The 19,411-nt window shown below is 41.3% G+C and carries 21 protein-coding genes, 1 tRNA gene and 1 pseudogene; 17 read left to right on the forward strand and 6 right to left on the reverse strand.

What is annotated here, in order from left to right; all coding sequences use genetic code 11:
- Positions 1–15 precede the first annotated feature (15 nt).
- Together HQN90_RS19785 and HQN90_RS19790 are read left to right on the forward strand one after the other, a co-directional pair.
- Positions 16–1,176 (forward strand): aminotransferase class V-fold PLP-dependent enzyme, encoded by a 1,161-nt coding sequence (locus tag HQN90_RS19785; protein ID WP_173221825.1) that lies wholly within the window; start codon positions 16–18, stop codon positions 1,174–1,176.
- A 15-nt stretch (positions 1,177–1,191) separates the two neighbouring features.
- A complete protein-coding gene (locus HQN90_RS19790) occupies positions 1,192–1,683 on the forward strand; it encodes a DUF4446 family protein (RefSeq protein WP_173221827.1) in 492 nt (163 codons plus the stop codon).
- On the opposite strand, the gene yyaC is transcribed toward HQN90_RS19790, so the two are convergent.
- Positions 1,658–2,281 carry a spore protease YyaC gene (gene yyaC, locus HQN90_RS19795; protein WP_173221829.1) on the reverse strand — a complete coding sequence of 208 codons (624 nt, stop codon included), beginning with the start codon at positions 2,279–2,281 and terminating at the stop codon, positions 1,658–1,660. The genes HQN90_RS19790 and yyaC overlap by 26 nt on opposite strands.
- Positions 2,282–2,379: 98 nt before the next feature.
- Here yyaC and HQN90_RS19800 point away from each other — a divergent pair, with 98 nt between their 5' ends.
- The 5 genes from HQN90_RS19800 (at position 2,380) to HQN90_RS19820 (ending at position 4,554) form a co-directional block, all read left to right on the forward strand.
- Positions 2,380–2,616, forward strand: coding sequence for a putative Se/S carrier protein (locus HQN90_RS19800; protein WP_173221831.1), 237 nt, complete (start codon positions 2,380–2,382; stop codon positions 2,614–2,616).
- Positions 2,617–2,634: 18 nt separating this feature from the next.
- Positions 2,635–3,489, forward strand: a complete 855-nt coding sequence (locus HQN90_RS19805; protein ID WP_173221833.1) for a mechanosensitive ion channel family protein — start codon at positions 2,635–2,637, stop codon at positions 3,487–3,489.
- Between the two features lie 31 nt (positions 3,490–3,520).
- Complete coding sequence (locus HQN90_RS19810) at positions 3,521–3,736, forward strand: DUF951 domain-containing protein (protein ID WP_079415837.1); 216 nt, start codon at positions 3,521–3,523, stop codon at positions 3,734–3,736.
- Positions 3,737–3,804: 68 nt separating this feature from the next.
- Positions 3,805–3,892 (forward strand) — tRNA-Ser (locus HQN90_RS19815).
- Positions 3,893–4,116: 224 nt separating this feature from the next.
- Positions 4,117–4,554, forward strand: a complete 438-nt coding sequence (locus tag HQN90_RS19820) for a hypothetical protein (protein WP_173221835.1) — start codon at positions 4,117–4,119, stop codon at positions 4,552–4,554.
- A gap of 705 nt (positions 4,555–5,259) precedes the next feature.
- Here the strand turns inward: HQN90_RS19820 and HQN90_RS19825 are convergent.
- A complete protein-coding gene (locus HQN90_RS19825; protein WP_173221837.1) occupies positions 5,260–5,529 on the reverse strand; it encodes a hypothetical protein in 270 nt (89 codons plus the stop codon).
- A 28-nt stretch (positions 5,530–5,557) separates the two neighbouring features.
- Positions 5,558–5,746, reverse strand: coding sequence for a YjzC family protein (locus tag HQN90_RS19830; RefSeq protein ID WP_173221839.1), 189 nt, complete (start codon positions 5,744–5,746; stop codon positions 5,558–5,560).
- Between the two features lie 241 nt (positions 5,747–5,987).
- Between HQN90_RS19830 and rpsF the strand changes: the two genes are divergently transcribed.
- From rpsF to rpsR (HQN90_RS19880), 10 genes and pseudogenes are all read left to right on the forward strand, one after another.
- A complete protein-coding gene (rpsF, locus tag HQN90_RS19835; RefSeq protein WP_173221841.1) occupies positions 5,988–6,275 on the forward strand; it encodes a 30S ribosomal protein S6 in 288 nt (95 codons plus the stop codon).
- A 35-nt stretch (positions 6,276–6,310) separates the two neighbouring features.
- Entirely contained in the window at positions 6,311–6,796 is a 486-nt protein-coding gene (gene ssb / locus HQN90_RS19840) for a single-stranded DNA-binding protein (RefSeq protein WP_173221843.1), read from the forward strand.
- A gap of 24 nt (positions 6,797–6,820) precedes the next feature.
- The gene (gene rpsR / locus HQN90_RS19845; RefSeq protein WP_029196139.1) at positions 6,821–7,108 is read left to right on the forward strand and encodes a 30S ribosomal protein S18; all 288 of its coding nucleotides are present in this window, start codon (positions 6,821–6,823) and stop codon (positions 7,106–7,108) included.
- A gap of 412 nt (positions 7,109–7,520) precedes the next feature.
- A complete protein-coding gene (locus HQN90_RS19850; protein ID WP_173221845.1) occupies positions 7,521–7,790 on the forward strand; it encodes an SNF2-related protein in 270 nt (89 codons plus the stop codon).
- A gap of 633 nt (positions 7,791–8,423) precedes the next feature.
- Complete coding sequence (locus HQN90_RS38340) at positions 8,424–8,735, forward strand: hypothetical protein (protein WP_216855386.1); 312 nt, start codon at positions 8,424–8,426, stop codon at positions 8,733–8,735.
- A gap of 351 nt (positions 8,736–9,086) precedes the next feature.
- A complete protein-coding gene (locus tag HQN90_RS19860; RefSeq protein WP_173221847.1) occupies positions 9,087–9,659 on the forward strand; it encodes a TetR/AcrR family transcriptional regulator in 573 nt (190 codons plus the stop codon).
- Positions 9,660–9,833: 174 nt separating this feature from the next.
- Positions 9,834–10,958, forward strand: a complete 1,125-nt coding sequence (locus tag HQN90_RS19865) for an NADH-dependent flavin oxidoreductase (RefSeq protein ID WP_173221849.1) — start codon at positions 9,834–9,836, stop codon at positions 10,956–10,958.
- Between the two features lie 194 nt (positions 10,959–11,152).
- The gene (locus HQN90_RS19870) at positions 11,153–12,022 is read left to right on the forward strand and encodes an NADPH-dependent F420 reductase (protein ID WP_173221851.1); all 870 of its coding nucleotides are present in this window, start codon (positions 11,153–11,155) and stop codon (positions 12,020–12,022) included.
- Positions 12,023–12,363: 341 nt separating this feature from the next.
- Positions 12,364–12,876: pseudogene (locus tag HQN90_RS19875) on the forward strand (oxidoreductase); the annotation flags it as partial.
- Between the two features lie 1,122 nt (positions 12,877–13,998).
- The gene (gene rpsR / locus HQN90_RS19880; RefSeq protein WP_029196139.1) at positions 13,999–14,286 is read left to right on the forward strand and encodes a 30S ribosomal protein S18; all 288 of its coding nucleotides are present in this window, start codon (positions 13,999–14,001) and stop codon (positions 14,284–14,286) included.
- A gap of 326 nt (positions 14,287–14,612) precedes the next feature.
- On the opposite strand, the gene HQN90_RS19885 is transcribed toward rpsR (HQN90_RS19880), so the two are convergent.
- From HQN90_RS19885 to HQN90_RS19895, 3 genes are all read right to left on the reverse strand, one after another.
- A complete protein-coding gene (locus HQN90_RS19885; protein WP_173221853.1) occupies positions 14,613–16,667 on the reverse strand; it encodes a serine hydrolase domain-containing protein in 2,055 nt (684 codons plus the stop codon).
- Between the two features lie 121 nt (positions 16,668–16,788).
- Entirely contained in the window at positions 16,789–18,075 is a 1,287-nt protein-coding gene (locus tag HQN90_RS19890; protein WP_173221855.1) for a sensor histidine kinase, read from the reverse strand.
- 1 nt (position 18,076) lies between these two features.
- A complete protein-coding gene (locus HQN90_RS19895) occupies positions 18,077–18,817 on the reverse strand; it encodes a LytR/AlgR family response regulator transcription factor (RefSeq protein WP_173221857.1) in 741 nt (246 codons plus the stop codon).
- Positions 18,818–19,411: the final 594 nt, after the last annotated feature.

The following is a 19,411-nucleotide window of genomic DNA, read 5'->3' on the forward strand; positions in this document are numbered from 1 at the left end:
GGAGAGGGTGAAAAAATGGAGAATGTTATGTATTTCGATCAAGCTGCATCGTCGTGGCCGAAACCACCAGCGGTCATGACAGCTATGATGGCTTGTATGGAGGAGTATGCTGCGAACCCTGGGCGTGGCAGTCATCAGATGGCCGTGAAAGCGAGTAGAGCCTTATTTGAGACGCGAAAGAATTTAGCTAAATTATTTGGAGTCAGAAATCCGAATGATATTTCATTTGCGCTGAATACAACGCATGCGCTCAATCAAGCGATCAAAGGATTTGTGAAGCCGGGCGATCATGTGATATGTACCAACATTGAGCACAATTCTGTGAGAAGGCCACTGGAACATTTGAAGGCAACTTCGCAAGTTGAGCTTACTTATATTCATAATGACGCGCATGGGGATATAAGCTTAGATGAACTCAAAAGGGCTTTTAAATCAAATACAACATTAGTCGTTGTGAATCATAGCTCGAATCTGTTGGGAACGATTATGCCTGTTGGTGAAATCGGAGAGCTGTGCCGTACGCATGGCGCTAAACTGCTTGTAGACGCCGCTCAGAGCGCTGGTATACTGCCTATTCATGTAGGGAGTATGAATATCGACATGTTAGCCTTCCCCGGCCACAAGGGGCTTCTAGGGCCTCAGGGAACGGGTGGGTTGTATATACATCCCGACATCGATCTTGACCCTCTTTTGCATGGTGGAACAGGCAGTCAATCTGAGGCGATTCAGCAGCCAACCGTAAGGCCAGACCGCTACGAAGCTGGTACACAGAATACGGTAGGCATCGCTGGATTAAACGAAGGCGTGAAATTCGTCTTAGCGGAAACGGTTGAAAAGATTCATGAAAAGGAATGGCGTCAAACGCAGTTGTTAATGGAAGGCCTACTGGGAATTCGAGGAGTAACGGTTCTTGGACCCCAACTTGGACAGAATAAAACAGGGATTGTTTCCTTCAATATCGACGATGCCGACTCATCTGAAGTCGCCTTTATTCTGGATCAATCTTTTCAGATTGCCGTTCGGTCCGGCTATCATTGCAGCCCGCTTGCGCATGAAGCAGCCGGTACATTGGCTAGAGGCGCCGTACGTGCAAGCATTGGTTATTTTACAACAGATCATGAAGTGGATGCATTAATTCAGGCCGTGAAGGAAATCCATTCGCAATATGCTAAATAGAAAGAGGGATAAACCATGGGGGAACTGTTTGGCTTGGATGGCGGAGTTATCGTTCTAGCTTGCCTCGCATTTATAGTTGTATTATTTATTCTCGTCATTGTACTTTTCGTTAAATTATCATCCTTGCGTAAACAATACACGCTAATGATGAATGGTTCACAAGCTGAGAATATGGAGCAGCTCATCATTGATATGCAAAGTGGGATCAACGAGCAAAAGGCCGAATCCATAACGACTTCAGCCAAGGTTGAAACGATTCGTCAAGCCATAATGAAGATGAAATCCAAAGTAGCTATTCATCGCTACAATGCTTTTAACGAAGGTGGAAGTGATCTAAGTTTTACGATAGCGTTATTGGATGAATTTCAAGATGGCGTCATTCTGACGGGAATACATAGTCGCGAACAGATGTATCTATATGCGAAGCCCATTCAAAATGCACAATCAACGTATACATTAAGTCCCGAGGAAAAAGAAGCGATTAATCAAACTTTAAAGCAGCCGTAGCATTGGGTGTATAAGCTTGAGTCCGGCGCAAGGCTGAATGCAGGGCATCACCTATGATGTGAGCCATATTCATAACTAAGCTAAGTCGTGTATTCTGCAGGACGAAATATTCCATGAAGCCGCCAACGTTCACAATACCGGTAACATGAATGTCCCCAACCGGAGGCAAGTCTTTATTTACACCGGCGCCTGGCTTAAGAGGACCATCCGCTACTTGAATGCATCCAACACTAGATACTTGACCAAGGCAAGCATCTACAGCTACGATAAATGGGTTTTCAAATTGCTGCTGAATATTGGCTACTGTTTCCGATAAATTCATAGCATGAACCGGCTCATCCAGTGTGCCAAAAAGATGCAGGTTTCGGAGAGTGGCAATTCGGTTTAAATGTGTACCAACAAGCGGTCCCAAAGAATCTCCAGTGGAACGATCTGTTCCTACACAAATGACGACGATAGGTTGATAGGTTGGTAGTTTACTGAAAATGGCTTGTAGATGCTTAGAAAGAAGAAAAGGGGAATCGGCATCGGTATGTTGGATTTTCAGTGGGGCTAGATCCGTGTGTTTAACGCCGTCGAAACCAAATTGAAATTTCATAATATCCCTCCAAGTGCTATTTCTTTTTTTACTAGTATATGGATAGATAGGGGCATTTATACGTAGGGAGAGGGGGATTTTCCCTGAAACTTTCAGTGATGTTATTAGCATTCGATTCGACCCAGCAAGCGCTTCGTGCAGAGATGCTGCTAGAGTACGCAGATATCGAAATCGATATCAGACCTACGCCGAAAGAAATCACGGCAGGTTGTGCGCTTTCCATTGAATTTCCCGGAGAGAATCTATCACAAGTGAAAGAGATCATTGCGTCGGAGCATGTAGAAATCAGAGGCATTTATTTTAAAAAAGACGATATTTATGTTACGATGGAATGACGATAAGGAGGTCTCAAGATGGCCTTTATAACTGAATATTATACGAATTTAATGCAATGGATCCGCGAACATGTTACAAAACCTGAAATGCTAGCTTCGATATTCTGGATTATCGTGAAAATTATATTAATCTATGTCGTAGCTAAAATATGCATTCATATAGCGAACAAGACCATCAATCATATGATGCTGGCAAGGGATAAGTCGCCCCTTAAATTTGATCGAAGAAGATCGAATACGATTGGAAGTCTCATACATAATCTAATCACTTACACAATCAATCTGATTTGCATCATGCTCATCTTGGGTCAAGTTGGCTTGAATTTGGGGCCGCTGCTCGCAGGAGCAGGGGTTGTGGGGTTAGCGATTGGTTTCGGAGCACAGAGTTTGGTCAAAGATGTAATAACGGGCTTCTTTATTATTTTTGAAGATCAATTTGGGGTAGGGGACGTTATCCAGATTGATGCCTTTAAAGGGACGGTTGAAGAAATCGGCATACGCGTAACAAGAATCAAAAGTTGGACGGGTGAGGTCCATATTATTCCGAATGGAAACATCAAACAGGTAACGAACTTCTCAACTTATAATTCCTTAGCGGTTGTTGATGTGACGGTGCCGAGCCATCTGGATATTGATCAAGCGACACAAATTCTCAAAGATACGGTCAGACATGTACAGACGCTGACAGATAACATCGTCAAAGAGCCTGAGGTCCTTGGGGTGCAGGTTGTCGGAACGACAGATTTGAAAATTCGTGTTATTGCCGAGTGTAAGCCGACTACTCAATTTAATGTTACAAGGCTTTTGAATATTGAAATCAAGAAGCAATTCGATATGAGCCAAATTGAAGTGATCAATCTGGGAGGCTCCTAACTTATTACTTGGAGAAGGCGGTGACAGGCGAATGGAGAAGAAGCAGTATCAGCTAGGCGATATTGTGCAGATGAAAAAGCCCCATCCGTGTGGCACCAATGAAATGGAAATCATCCGCATGGGCATGGATATTCGAATCAAATGCGTGGGCTGTAAACACAGCGTTCTTGTTCCTCGAACAAAGTTCGAAAGCAAGCTGAAAAAAGTGCTGAGATCGAATGCAGAAGCAACCGAAGAGACTTCTTAAAAAGCTAGCGGAAAACACTTGCGAGAGACAGACTTTTTTGATACAATAAGTCCTGTTCTCGTTTTCTTGGAAAGGTACCCAAGTGGTCCAAGGGGGCTGACTCGAAATCAGTTAGGCGTCGCGAGGCGTGCGTGGGTTCGACTCCCACTCTTTCCGTCCATAAACGAAATCGTTAAGAAGCTTTCTACATGACTATAATGTAGGAGGCTTTTTTGTTTAGCATATAATGTGCAAAATAACAATTTGAAACAATATAGGGGCTTGTTACGTCTATAAGGATGTAATAAGCTCTTTTGTTTATTTGCAGGGATAGAAGGCAGTGAAAGGAAGCAGACTAAATCTATAACTGTGCATAGGCAAAAAGAAGGAGGTAGAAGGCTATGAAGAAAAATTGGTTGATGATGGCAATCGTATTGGGCCTAGTCGTTACAGGCTGCTCAAAGAAGAATGAGGGGACGAGTACAACAACTCCTATCCCAACAACAGGAGCGACGGTACAGCCCTCTGCTGGGGCTTCTGCGACGCCTAGTGGGACAAACGGGGGGACAGCAGCGACAGCGACTCCACAGGCTGGCAGCAAGGACGCTGCGAAGGATGAGCCACTTCCACAGATTACGAAGGAACAGGTCGATAAAATAAGCACGACAGACACCTACGATGATTTGGTGAAGCAAACAGGCGCCAAAGGAAAACTAGTCAAAGATGAGAATGGCAAGAAAACATATGATTTTGCAATATCCAATCAGCCTGGTTACATCTTGGAAGTTGTATATTTTGCAGATGGCAAGATTTCAGAGAAGCAAGTATTTCGGAAGTAATTGCAGAAGCCGCGCAACGAAATTTGTTGTGTGGCTTTTTTTGGGTTTGGGTGAGTGAAGCTTAGCCCTTATTATTGAGGGATCCGACCGTACCGCTACAATTTACATGTGAGAGCTGTGGAGGGGCTACGTATCCAGAGTAATACAAAGGGATATGGATACGAATACCGGATCTCAGACCGGATAGAAAACAAAGAAGTGGAAGGCAGCTCAAAGTAGAATAGAAGAGGGAAGGTGGTGAGGGTGGAAAGGTGATTTGCGGTTGGAGCCCCACACGCCTCCCTCCCCATGGATAAAAGTATGGGTTTACCTATTTCTACATGTGGGCAAATGAAGGTAAAGCAGGGGTCTCCCCTTCTTTGAGAAGAGATGAAGTGAAAAACTGGTTTCATTGGATTAATTCCAATGCAAACTAGTTTGAATAACTTGAAGTAACGTTTTCATTGGAAAAACTCCAATGCATAATCCATCAAGAAGGTACATTTGAGGTTAAAATGAATAAATCATTGGATTATTTCCAGTGGAAGCTTGCACTCAGCTCTTTGACGGCTGATTTCACTGGACAAATTCCAGTGAAAAGAATTATACCTGCTTCCGAAACGTAGACGTAATAAAATTTCGCCTAATACACACCTAATAGACAGACGTGACTGCGAAAAACCCTCTGAACAGGTGCTCAGAGGGAACTTCAGTAGAATCCGAAAACTAGTAGGTTTTTTTCTGTTTATGGCTGACGGAGTAGCGGTCAATCACGTAGCCGACGATCGTCCATGTGGCGATGGTCAGCACATAAATGATCAACATCTTAGACATCGATATTTCATAGATGTTCGTAAAAGTGGATGCAAACCAAGCCGGTATGCTGAGAGCATAGAAGATCATATAGAAAGCGTCATGATCATGAAATAAATAATGAACTAAACAGAGAGCTGCACCAAGAAAGGTGAACAGCCAGGTAAATGTAGTTGTTCGCATGGAGTCATTCTCCTTGTCATGATCAAACTTATTGCCGCAGCCCTTTGCGGTGCCATTTCCGGTTATGGTTGCTAGTGGCCGGGAAGGTATCACCTTTTTTCAAAGTAACTGTTTTCGGGTTCGTAATCCCCATGTGAAAAGCATTCTCGCCGATCTCCATATACTCACCGTCGTTAGGAACATGATCGCCTTCATTAAAATGTGTCCATTCACCCACAATGATCACCTCTTCACAAGAATTATTATCGTGTTTAGATTACCCTTATCAAGGGGAACCATGTATGTAGGGCATTACCATGTTCATCCTTCTCTTATCGAAAGAGAAAAACTTGTAATTTGTCGCCTAATTTGCTATAGTATTCAGGTGCGAGTTTTGAATAAGAATCCTCGCTCCTTGCTCCTTCGCTTGTCTAACAAGTTCGAATAGGAGCCGCTTAGTCCAAAAGGAGGTGAAATACATGCGCAAATATGAAATGATGTACATCATTCGTACTGATATTGAGCAAGAAGTTGTTCAATCTACAGTAGAAAAGTTCCAAGGCATCATCACGAACGGTGGAGGCGAAGTCTCCAAACATGACCTGATGGGCAAACGCCGTCTTGCGTATGAGATCAATAAGTTCCGTGACGGGCACTATGTGCTGGTACACTTCAACGCAGAACCTGCTGTTGTAACTGAACTTGATCGCGTACTTAAGATTTCGGATGAAGTTATCCGTCACTTAATCACAAACGACGTAGCTTAAATGCATGCCAGTATTTTCGTCAGGGGGAATGTCCGATGTTGAACCGTGTTATTCTTATCGGTAGATTGACCAAAGATCCAGAACTTCGCTATACGCCAGCCGGTGTAGCCGTTACGCAGTTTACTCTTGCAGTAGACCGTCCTTTCACAAGTGGAGGTTCGAAAGAACGAGAAGCGGACTTTATCAATATCGTCACGTGGAGGCAGCTTGCCGAAACATGCGCGAACTATTTGCGTAAAGGTCGTTTGACAGCAGTGGAAGGCCGCATTCAGGTACGGAATTACGATAATAATGAGGGCAAGCGTGTATACGTGACCGAAGTTATTGCCGATAATGTACGCTTCCTTGAATCGAGTAATAGTGCCGGAAGTCGTGAAGAAAGCGGATCATCTAACTCTAACGCTAGCTACGGCGGCGGAAGCGGTAGTGGCAATCGTGGCGGTGGATCGCGCGAGCAGCAGGATCCTTTCATTGATGACGGAAAACCGATCGATATTTCCGATGATGACTTGCCATTCTAAATGTAGAAAGGACTGAACAAACACATGGCTTTCCAAAAAAGAGATAACAATAGTGAAGATCGCGGCGACCGCAAATTTGCTCCACGTGGCAAAGGCGGTAAAGGCAAACGTCGTAAAGTTTGTTACTTCACAGTTAACAAAATCAAGCACATTGACTATAAAGACATTGAGACTCTCAAAAAGTTCATCAGTGAGCGCGGGAAGATTCTTCCTAGACGTGTAACTGGTACTTCCGCTAAGTACCAACGTGCATTGACGATCGCTATCAAGCGTTCCCGTACAATCGCATTGTTGCCTTACACAACGGAATAGGATTTGAAACAAAGGGCAACTGGGAAACCGGTTGCTCTTTGTTTTGTTAAGGGAGATGATATCGAGAAAAGATGAAGACGTAGCTCAAGTGAATTCGTGAGAACGGTTTTGATTCAGTGGGTCGTGCAGGTTCTCATTAATTTTCTTGAATAACTGCCTGGAGTCACGTCAATCTTAACCACACTAACCAACAAAGACTCACTTGTTTTACAAGGGATCATTTAAACATAATTTTCGAGTAATTAATTGCTAAGCAGTTTAGAGATATTGAAGTAAGGATATGACTTTACTAGCACATGAATTAAATAAAAAAGAAGTATATAGCAAGATTAGTTGTTACAGGGACACAGTGTTTTTACTGCGTCTCTTTTTTATCTTTAGATAAAATTCCACCCCCGCGGTGGTGTACATTATGGTGCGTAGATTTAACGCTATGGTTGAGCGTCCGTTCCTCATATTGGCTGATGACGTGGGCTTAGGTAAGTCGTTCCAAGTAGGGACAGCTATGGAAGCCCGTAAGCGTAGAGGTGAAGTATGGCGGGTCCTGATCGTGGCAAAGGCTTCACTGCATTACAACTGGCGTTATGAGATCCACAAGCACACGTTTCAGAAAGCTGTAGTCATAGACGGTACTCAGAAGAAACGTCACAAGACAATACTCCGATCTAGCTACTATAAATGATTGGACGTTCGCTCTCGTGCCTTAAAAGACCTTTAGAGATGACATTCGGATCATGCAGTGGTTGGATAACATGGTCATTAGACTTCTGCATCCTTGATGAGGACATTCAGGAATGGGTGATACTATCCATGCAATACCCTTAAGGTACCGGTATGTGTAGACCGTCACCCTGCTGATCAATTCACCGCTCGAAGTGTTCAACTTACTGAAATTCGGTAAGATGCTTTCAGAAGAGACTAGTGGGTGGTTAGATTTCCGCTCCAGATATGTTGTTATGGGCGGTTTCGTGTAAGGAAGTTACTGCATACCAAAATATCAAGAGTAAACTTCTAATGATTTACGGCTTTCATGGCCAGAATAAGGCTGAATCAATGCATCATCGATCCCCTGGGCTAGAAGCTCTTTAAAGGTTTGCGTAGCTCGGCTATATTGTAATAGGTTTGGGGGTATAGAAAGATTGCACTTGGTGACAGCTTCAGCTTCGCTGATACTACCCTTGATAAACGTTTCTCTTGAAGATCTTATTGTTTCGCTCGAGACTGTTCAAACCGTACTGTTACTTGTTTCTTCAGGTTATCCTATGAGTTGCTCTACACGAGATAAGTTTGATTATAAACACAGGAGATGTGAGATATGAAGATCGCGGGAGAGCTCGTCACAGAGACGCTCGAGTATGATGGTGGTCGTCAGGTTACGGTATACGTCGCCGGCACACTGGAGCCGTTCTTCCTCGAGAACGCGACCCGGTGGGCGGCTGCGCTGCGCGATGCAGGTGCTGACGTTGAAATGAGAGAGCGGGTCGCGTCGCACGACGATGTGATGTGGCGAGAAGAGTTCCCGCTGATGGTGGCGTGGGCGTTTGGACGATTAACATCCGCCGAGCCCGGGTCAAGTAGGTTTGACTCGCATCTGTCCCGCCTACTCCGACGACAATGCAATCCCTGATGATGAGCAGCCCAATCGTCCTTGGCTTGCATCGTCAACGGATCGTCCGGTTGGGACCATTGCGTGAATCATCATTCCGCTAACGGAAAATGATAGCTCAACACAAACATAATGAGGCCGCCTCGGGATAGATCGGGGGGCCTCATTAAGCTAAAGGGCAAGCATAGTTCAATAGTTATTTAATGTTAGAAAAAGAACGAATTAAATATTGTTAAAATCAACTCTGGTGGGATAAAGTTCTTACCATTTATGACTCCCATGTAGAAATAACTGGTAACAAGAATATTATCTCATTACAGGATGCTCATAAAGGAACTTGACTTTAATCGAATGATCGTTTAGTTTTAAACTATGAGACATAAAGATGAAAATAAAAGTGAGAGCATTTTTAATGCAGCGATCCAGCTGATAAATGAAATTGGTTTATCTGAAACTTCAATGTCCAAGATTGCGAAGAAAGCAGGCGTATCTGCTTCGACGATTTACGTTTACTTTGAAAACAAGGAGGATATGCTGAATAAATTATATTTGAGCGTCAATAAGAAGATGTGTCTTGAAGTGTATTCGAATTATGATGACTCCATCTCCATTCAAACAGCTTTCCACCATACGTTGACAAAGTTTATTAACTATATTTTGACCAATAAAGATGAATTTTTATTTATAGAGCAATTTTCAAACTCACCTCTTCTTCATAAAATATCCCGAAAAGAAGAAGATGAACTGTTTGAACCAATCTGTAGCTTATTTGAAAAAGGTAAGATTCAAAATGTTTTCAAACAGGTAGATATGAGTTTGCTCCAAATGTTCATGTTTTATCCGGCTGTTCAATATGCTAAAGAATATTTTGGTGGACGAATGGCTTTGAAAGAAGAAAGTGTTAACGAATTAATTCAAATGACCTGGGATGCTGTAAAAGCTTAGTTTGATATTTTCAGAGGGGGACAGCCCCCTCTGATTATTACCACTTGATTTTAATCGAATGAACGTTTATTATAAAAACAGTCGGACAGGAAATCTTAAGATAAGTCAGTAATTTTTTTTGCACTTATTATAAACGAACGTTCGATCAATTAAATCAAGAAATGAGGACAAATAATGACTACAAACTACAACCAACTGTTCCAACCTTTCACGTTCAAAAATGGTATCACGATTAAGAATCGTGTCGTTATGGCGCCGATGACTACCTGGTCGAGCAACGATGATCTAACGATTTCCAACGAAGAAATCAGCTATTACCGCAAAAGAGTTAAGGGTGTTGGACTCGTAATAACGGGATGCACGCAGGTCACTGCAAACGGTCAAGGCTTTACTGATGAATTTGCCGCTTACGATGATTCCTTTATTCCGAGTCTGAGAAAACTCGCAGATGCTGCGAAAAGTGGCGGAGCTCCTGCTTTACTTCAAGTCTTCCATGCCGGTAATAAGGCTTTGCCGGGCCTCGATATAGTAAGTCCTACTGCAATGAAAACGGAAGAAACGACCTTTGCACCAAGCGTAGAAACTAGAGAGTTGACACATGAGGAGATTTTATCCATTATCCATGCCTTTGGTGAAACCACAAGAAGAGCGATCGAAGCTGGATTTGATGGTATTGAAATTCACGGGGCACATGGATTTTTAATTCAAAATTTCTGGTCACCAATGACAAATCAACGTACCGACGAATGGGGCGGCACTCTAGAAAACCGCTTGCGTTTCCCTACAGCAGTTATTAATGAAATCCAAAATGTCATTAAGAAACATGCGCAAAAACCGTTTATTGTGGGCTACCGCATTTCCCCTGAAGAATCATCAAAAGATGGGGGATTGCGTATGAGTGATACGTACGAAATAATCGAACGGCTTGTTCAACTGGATGTTGATTATATCCATGCTTCCTTAGATAACCTGACCTCAAAACCGATTGATAACGAAGGTGACAAATCGAGACTCGAATTGATTCTCGACAAAATAAACGACAGAGTACCGTTAATGGCGGCTGGTTCCGTCAAAACACCGGACGATGCACTTAAAGCTGTAGAGTTAGGATTACCGCTAATTGCTATTGGTCATGCGTTGGTTGTAGATCCCGAGTGGGTTGAGAAGACCGAAAATGGCCAGGAGGCCGAGATCGATACGGAGATGAAGACTTCAAAACTAGATCAGCTGGAACTTCCAAAAAAACTATTGAATTTCATACTGGCAGCACCGGGTTGGTTTCCGATCAGCAAAGATTAAGTAAACGTAAGAACTGGCTTGTCACACGATCCAACTAATCGTAGCTGCCATGTCGGCGCGGCAGCTATGATTAGTGAAATCTTTACGCTAAACGGAGAACGTTGGTTCAATTAATAAAACGGGATCGGCAGTTGCGGACCCCGTCGCGGTCACTATTGACTACAATAAAAAACTAAGAAAGAAGGTTGTTCAATATGAAAATTGCTATTGTCGGAACGGGAGATGTCGGAGGTAACCTTGCCCGGATTTACACTAGAAAAGGACATACTGTAACTATCGCTAATTCAAGTAACTCCCCAGCTCTGCACGAATTAGCCAAAGAGACGGGAGCAACTCCAGCAACGGTTCAGGACGTCGCTCAAGGAGCCGAAGTTATTATCCTTTCTATTCCTGAAAATAGAATTCTCGATTTGCCAAAGGAATTCCTCAATACGATTGCTCCAGGTGCGATTGTGATCGATACCTGCAATTATTATTTTTTCCGCGACGGCGTTATCGAGGCTATTGAAAAAGGTTTACCCGAAAGCCGCTGGGTCGAGCAGCAAATCCATCATCCGGTTATCAAAGCGTTTAATGCCACGTATTGGTATAACTTGACGGAAGAAATTCAGTCAGGACTTTCTCACCGCTTTGCTTTACCCATATCTGGCGATGATGCTGCAGCTAAGGCAATCGTGTTCCAGTTGGCAGCCGAGGCAGGTTTTGATCCTGTAGATGCTGGCGGGCTTGACGAATCTTGGCGTCAACAACCCGGGTCGCCTGCCTATTGCACGGATCTTGGCGTAGAAGAAATGCGTAGAGCTCTTTCCCAAGCGACTAACGAGCGGACCCCGGAATTTTCAGGCATCGGTAGTAGCGAAAAAGAACTAAAAACGGCAATGGAGATGAATAACGAGTATATGCAGAGCATAAACAAAGCCATTCAAGTTCTGGTTGAAACGAAGCAATGGTCAGTAGCGGCTGCAGCGAAGGGACTCTATTCTCAATTTAAGTCGGGCAAAAACCCGGGAGAAGTTCTGGCATACGTATTCGAACATAAACGATTGGAAGGCAATAATAACTAATGATACAGGAGCCTCTCAGTCCGCAACCGGATTGGGAGGCTTATTTTCCATTTAGGTATATTTTCGTGTAATCGGAAACAAAATATGTTTTGTCTTTTAAAAATACCGAATAATGCTCCATTCTACTGCCGTAAACAAAAATATCAACTTATAATCAGTCGTTGTTTTCCCTGTCTATTCTTTCTTTTATCTAGAACGCGTCCTGAAAACTATCGAATAATATGGTATGCCCTTCACGTAGAACCTGATTTTGAAAACTTGAGCATCGATTCTAAATCAGTCAAAGCTCTGGTGGGATAAGGTTCTTACCATTTATGACATCCATATAGCGTTTCCCTACAGCTGTTATTAATGAAATCCAAAATGTCATTAAGAAACATGCGCAAAAACCGTTTATTGTGGGCTACCGCATTTCCCCTGAAGAATCATCAAAAGATGGGGGATTGCGTATGAGTGATACGTACGAAATAATCGAACGGCTTGTTCAACTGGATGTTGATTATATCCATGCTTCCTTAGATAACCTGACCTCAAAACCGATTGATAACGAAGGTGACAAATCGAGACTCGAATTGATTCTCGACAAAATAAACGACAGAGTACCGTTGATGGCGGCTGGTTCCGTTAAAACACCGGACGATGCACTTAAAGCTGTAGAGTTAGGGTTACCGCTAATTGCTATTGGTCAGGCGTTGCTTATAGATTCCGAGTGGGTTGAAAAGACCGAAAATGGCCAGGAGGCCGAGATCGATACGGAGATGAAGACTTCAAAACTCGATCAGTTGGAACTTCCGAAAAAACTATTGAATTTCATACTGGCAGCACCGGGTTGGTTTCCGATCAGCAAAGATTAAGTAAACGTAAGAACTGGCTTGTCACACGATCCAACTAATCGTAGCTGCCATGTCGGCGCGGCAGCTATGATTAGTGAAATCTTTACGCTCCCTCGGTATGATTTGATTATCTCACGCAAGCTCGTCTATTCGCAGGATTTCATCCATTAGGTATCGATTATGAATGAAAGAGAGCGAGAAATATTAGGACGTGACGTTAAAAAGGCATGAGGGAACAGAGGTGAAGTTGAATCACCCAATTCATTCCAGATGCTGCACGTATTCTCCACGGTGCCCTTAGCGATTTTCACTCCCATGTCTAATTAAAAGTGGAAAAGATTTGTGAATATGTAGAAGCGTTAGAGCAACTGATTCTTAAAATCAGTTGTCTTTTTTTATATGCCGAGAAGTTGAAAGAAGAGAGGAGATATGTACATGAAAACTCATAAAGAGCAAGCTGAACATTACAAATGGGGCGCTACCTGTGAGGGCTGGTAATTGAAGCGTGATGAGGACAGAACAATCATTCAAGAGCGCATAGCGGCACAATAGTCTCTTGTAGGATGGGTAGAGATAGATATGACTGGTTAACATGCGTCAACGGTGAATTAAAGCTTTCTGATGTAACAGCAAAACGAATCGTGGCTCATCGCACTCTACAATGTAGAACCACATCCATATAGTAAATATTTTATTGATTAGTGAATTGGGGTAAAGTAATGTATGCCCAGTGGAATGCTGAGCCACAATCGTTCGGCAGTTTCTCCGCTAACGAAGAACTATAAGATTACCATTGTGCATACTTTGAAACTTTTTGTTTCTATTTAGCTATTGTAGTTTCTTTCTTTGACTAATATAATGTACAAGATTCTCTGATGAACCTTGATAATTGAATAAACTAAACTGCCGACTGTTAGAAAAATAAGAATAACACGGAAAAATTGGTTTATTGCCTTAAAGTTGCATACTTAAAGGGTAAACTCATGTATATCCGAGAAGAAACATGGAATGGAGACTGACAACTTACACAGAATAGTTGTGTAACACAATACAAATCCAGTAATAACGGGGTTTTGTTGGGGATTACACATGTCTCAGGTTACAAAACTTCCTTTCTAAATGTAGAAAGGACTGAACAAACACATGGCTTTCCAAAAAAGAGATAACAATAGTGAAGATCGCGGCGACCGCAAATTTGCTCCTCGTGGCAAAGGCGGTAAAGGCAAACGTCGTAAAGTTTGTTACTTCACAGTTAACAAAATCAAGCACATTGACTATAAAGACATTGAAACTCTCAAAAAGTTCATCAGTGAGCGCGGGAAGATTCTTCCTAGACGTGTAACTGGTACTTCCGCTAAGTACCAACGTGCATTGACAATCGCTATCAAGCGTTCCCGTACAATCGCATTGTTGCCTTACACAACGGAATAGAGTTTACACAGAGAGCAGCCGGGAAACCGGCTGTTTTTTTGCTTTCTGTAAGAATTACAGATCAGGAAAAACATGAAGCGTCTGGGACTTTTTTAATAGCAGGGAAAGAATAATATGAGTATTAACAAAGGGCTGCCGAAACTATACATAAGGCGATGCTTGTGAGAACTGTTTCGCTAGTAGATACCCCAGAGTCAATAGCGCTAAATAGAGAACAGATGTAATTCTGGCTGGCCCAAGCGATCGCATCGCTGTAATAGTCATTCACGCCCTGCTTATATAGCCTTAAATCAAAAAGCCCGCTAATTATGCGGACTTTTACAAATCTATTTATTCTTCAAATTAATTTTAAATACATCCCCCGCATTACCACCAAAAACGATCATCCCACCTTCAGGCAGTACTGTCGAATGATTGTTACTTATCTTTGAAAAGTTCACAACCATTCCATCCTTGTCATAAACGGCAAATTCCCCACTTACCGGAGTCTCAACGTTCATGACTCGATTGGCTGATTTTTCATCAATTTTATACCATACAGCTTGACCATTGGATGGTATAACGGCAAACGAGTCGTTCCCTTCATAAATGGGTTGAATCGCATCTTCTCTGATATAGGATTGTCCATCGATCACTAAATGCTCTGCATGGTTCACGTTATAGAAATTCAAATCAAAAGCATCTCTTCCCTTCATAATAGGAATATTAATTACATTTACTGCTTTATTCTTATCAACAATTTTAGTACCGGATGCGTATCCATGGTTGGTATCAACGGATATATTTTTGGCCAACAGTGCTTTGTTAAGATACATGACTGAAGTTATCTTTTCATCCAAAGTGTAGTAACTTTTTCCATTTCTATCTTCCCATACCGTTTTAGTTGACTGATTGAGAGAGTTGGAATCTAACTTTTGATATTCATACATCACCATAACTGTTTGACCTAATCCTGGAATATTTATGTAAGCGTTAAGTTTTAAATAGGTTTCTCCATTCTTCGGTTGGTCAAAGCTTAGGGTTACATTCCCATCGTTGTTTTTGAATTGTCCATTGCCTGTATATACATATTTTTGAGGCGGTAGAAATCCATTTCCTAGAGTGGGTAAATCAATCTCTCCGTTCTTTATCTCCAGATTTATCGTTTTACCTACGGTACCGTATAATCCAGAGTAAGCAATCAAATCCGATGGCATATCCACTTTCAATGGAGCTTCAAATGTTTTTTCAGGTAGGATCTCTTTAATGATGCCCTTGGCTCTTGCATATTCCAATAAAACATTAGATGCAAGCATACTATTGTAGATAGAACCCCCTCCCGATGAAAGCACAGCTATAGAAATATCATGTTCGGGTAGGGTAGTCAAAGCAGCGTGATACATAAGCGTATCTCCACCTTTATATAGTGCGGTTATTCCGTAATCACTAAACGGCGCTAAACGGACGGCATCCCAACCAAGACCATAATTAATGGTGTTTGTCTCTTCAGAAACCCACACACCCTTTCTATATTCGTGACTTTGCATCGCCTCTGCTGACTTCTCAGATAAAATATCCGTTCGATTCCCGATTAATACTTCAGCGAACTTACTTAATTCTTCGGCTGTGGAGTAGATGCCTCCTGTCCCAATGATATTGGTATTCTCAACGGGTAAAGCCTGATCTTGCGAAGGAGAATAAGTTTTTGCGAGCTTGCCTCTATCAAATGAATCAAGTGGTGTTTTAGTAGAGCTTAAATGAAGAGGCTTGCTAATATAGGTTTCAAGAAATTCGCTATAACTTAAACCGCTCACTCGTTCAATCAAGATTTCAAGCAGCTGAAAACCATTATTACAATATACCGAAGATTCGCCGGGGTTTGACTTTAAGCGCTCTGATTGTAATTTGACCAATAATTCATCATGATTTTTCATATCAGTATCATCAAACAATAAACTATTCCCATAGTAACTACCGTAAATTCCTGAAGAATGATTCATCAACATGCGTGGCGTAATCTCTTTATATCGTTCATCTGCCATTTTAAAGTCCTTGATATACGTGGTTAGCGGTTTATCAATATCAATTTTATTAGAATCAGCTAGCATCATCGTTGCAGCAGACACATACGTTTTACTTACCGAGCCTATGCCAAACATCGTGTCTTTGGTTATCGGACTCTTGGTCGCTTTATCGTATATACCAGCGCTATCCGATAAAACAATGGATCCATGATCCATAATTGCATACTGCAATCCACTTACACCATAATCGGACACGATCTTCGAAGCCAGCTCCTGTGCCTTTTCTTTTACAGTATCATGATTCGTTAGAGCAAAAGCAGGGGTGACCGGTATTGAAATAAGTATAGTGGTCATTAATACAGAAACCATCTTCTTCATTAATAATTCCTCCTCGTATTCTTTCTAGATGTGACTTGCTGAATTCATCATACAAGGAAGAGGGCTGTTATATTAAAAATCACCCTGAAACGAAAAAAACAATCCCTAAACAACATGCTGTCTAAGGATTGTTGCTGTTAAATGGCAGTAGGACCATATTATTAAATACTTTATGCTTCGTTTCAATGGTCATATGACCACCGTACTTGTCGCAGATTCTAGCTATGTTCGTTAATCCAATACCATGAAATTCCGGGTTTGGTTTGTGGCTGTATAAGTGGGCAACTTCATTCTCCATATGATTCAAGATGTGAATGAGAAGGGTAGACTCGGTAGCATGTATCTTTATAAGCATGTATCTGTCTTCTGCGATTTTTAGCTTTTTAGAAGCTTCTATTGCGTTATCTAGCATGTTTCCAATGACAACACATAAGTCATAACGGTCAATATGGACTTCTTGTGAACATAAGTTAAGCTTAGTATCTATTCTTATGCCATTGGCTTGTCCAATATTAAGCGTATTTGTGACAAGAGCATCTATAACCAGATTCCCTGTATTCACCCGGTGATAGGCTCCCTCGACTTTATTTAATGTAGTCTTAATATGTTCCATGGCTGCTGCTAACTCATTTCGCTTAATACACTCTTCAATATACAAAAACTGTTGATTCGTATCGTGAATGATTCTTTTAATGGATTTGAAGCTGTGAACGACTTTTTCATAATTCGCATCCTGATAGTCCATCTGATGTTGCAACTGAGTATTCTCATGCAAGAATTGAAATTTATCAACGATATTATCAAAAATATAGACAATCATAACGTTTAAGAAAAGAAATCCAATAACGGAAATGAAAGAATAAACGTCCTTATAAGTTAGAGTACTCAGCTGGTATATACTTACGATAGGAACAACCAAGAATAATACGTAGTAACGATTATCCAAAGATAAACTTCTACGTTTTGTAACTAGTCGTATGATCTGAATGATCGCAAACATGATCACACAACCGAGTAAAATAGCTTTCGTGTTGGCTATTTGGTCTTGTTCATTTACAGGATCAAAGCTAAAGTCAACTGAATCTATGGTATAAAAAAGATAAAGGGATATAAAATTAGCGAGAGTTATTAAAACAGCGTAAAGTATTGAAAAAGTGAACTTGGTTTTAAATTCTACTTTATAAGATTGCGCACAACTAAATATCATAAGCAAGGTTAGAATCGAAGATAAAATAGGCGAGACGGGAATAACTAGATATAGGTAATAAAGCAACCCAAAGATAAGGAAGTAAATGAATCGGTAATGTTTTTTAGTTGATTTATCAAATACCGAGTTGAAGAAAAAATTAATTTGAACACCCATCAGTAGTACAATGCTAAAGACAATAGGAAAATTATTTGAAATCATATCAATTGACCTTCATAATCATAAATTTGGTGTAAGTATCTTTAACCTCTTTAATTTTAGAACGGCCTATAGGTAATTCCAACCCATTGGACATTAGAACAACTCCGCTAGCAAACTTTCTCACATGAAGCAGGTTAATAATAATGGAACGATGGATTTGCAAGAAGTTACAGTCTTTTAATGCCAAAGCATAATCAGAGATGATGCCTTTGCTTTCATAGGTTTGATTAGAGGTAGTAAAATGTAGTTTGCTTTTTATGGTTAAGCTTTTGGCAGCTTCAATACTAATGAGATCATCATATTTTAAAACGACTTCTTCATAGGCAGATTTGATGACCATGAATTTTTTATCAAGTGCTTGAAAGTATTGACATAGCTTGATGATTTTCTCCTCCAAGGTCGAGGGGGCAATGGGTTTTATCAAATACTGGAATGTCATGACGTCAAAACTTTCCACCATATATTGAGGGTAGCTTGTCAGAAAAATAATTTGTTCATCCGGGTTATTTAACCCTCTTATTGTACGGGCTGTTTGAATCCCGTTCATTCCATCCATTTCAATGTCCAAGATCAATATATGGAATGGATTTTCACGGCGCTCATAATAAGATACCAACTGCTCTCCCGAGCCGAATAATTCGATCTCAAAATCTATGTTTGACTTTATCGACAAAGTAATAAGGATAGCTCTAACAAGCTCTCTTTGTCTCTCTTCATCATCGCAAATAGCCACTCTATACAAAAATGATCCCCCTCATTTCTATTACCTTTATTCTAGAACTCTATGTAAGGATGATGCAACCTTTTGACTTAATATAATGAAATGCAAATTTGAATCCCTCAAATCACTTCGTTAAGATACCTGAACCATCGTATTCTTAATTCTTAATACCCTTTTATACTAATCGAAAAAAGTCACAATGACCTAGTAGCTAGATTCATATGACTGCAAAAGTTAAGTCATGAAATTTGTAAGGCTCTTAGCTGTTTGATATGGATTTATAAGGGTTACCGCCGCATGCCCATCAAGCTAAGGAAGTAGAATTAACCACGAAAGGATAGTTTTTTATAGACCCAGATATTACAGAGGAACTTCATTTGTTTTCACAGGAATTAACTCGGCAGCTGTAACCTTTCTTCAGCAGATTCTTTCCCTTTTGCCGCAGCAAGACGGCCGCGAAAATAATAAATGTCCCTCTCACAAATACATCTATCATAGAATCTCCTCACTTGTCGGCTTGACGAGATTCGTAATCATCTTCATCACTGTCGTTTTTACTGCGCGGGTGGGACCCAAGAATATGCGATTTACGAACTCTTAACTTGACGTTATTCG

The sequence above is a fragment of the Paenibacillus alba genome, assembly GCF_013204855.1.
Classification (GTDB): Bacteria; Bacillota; Bacilli; order Paenibacillales; family NBRC-103111; genus Paenibacillus_E; species Paenibacillus_E alba.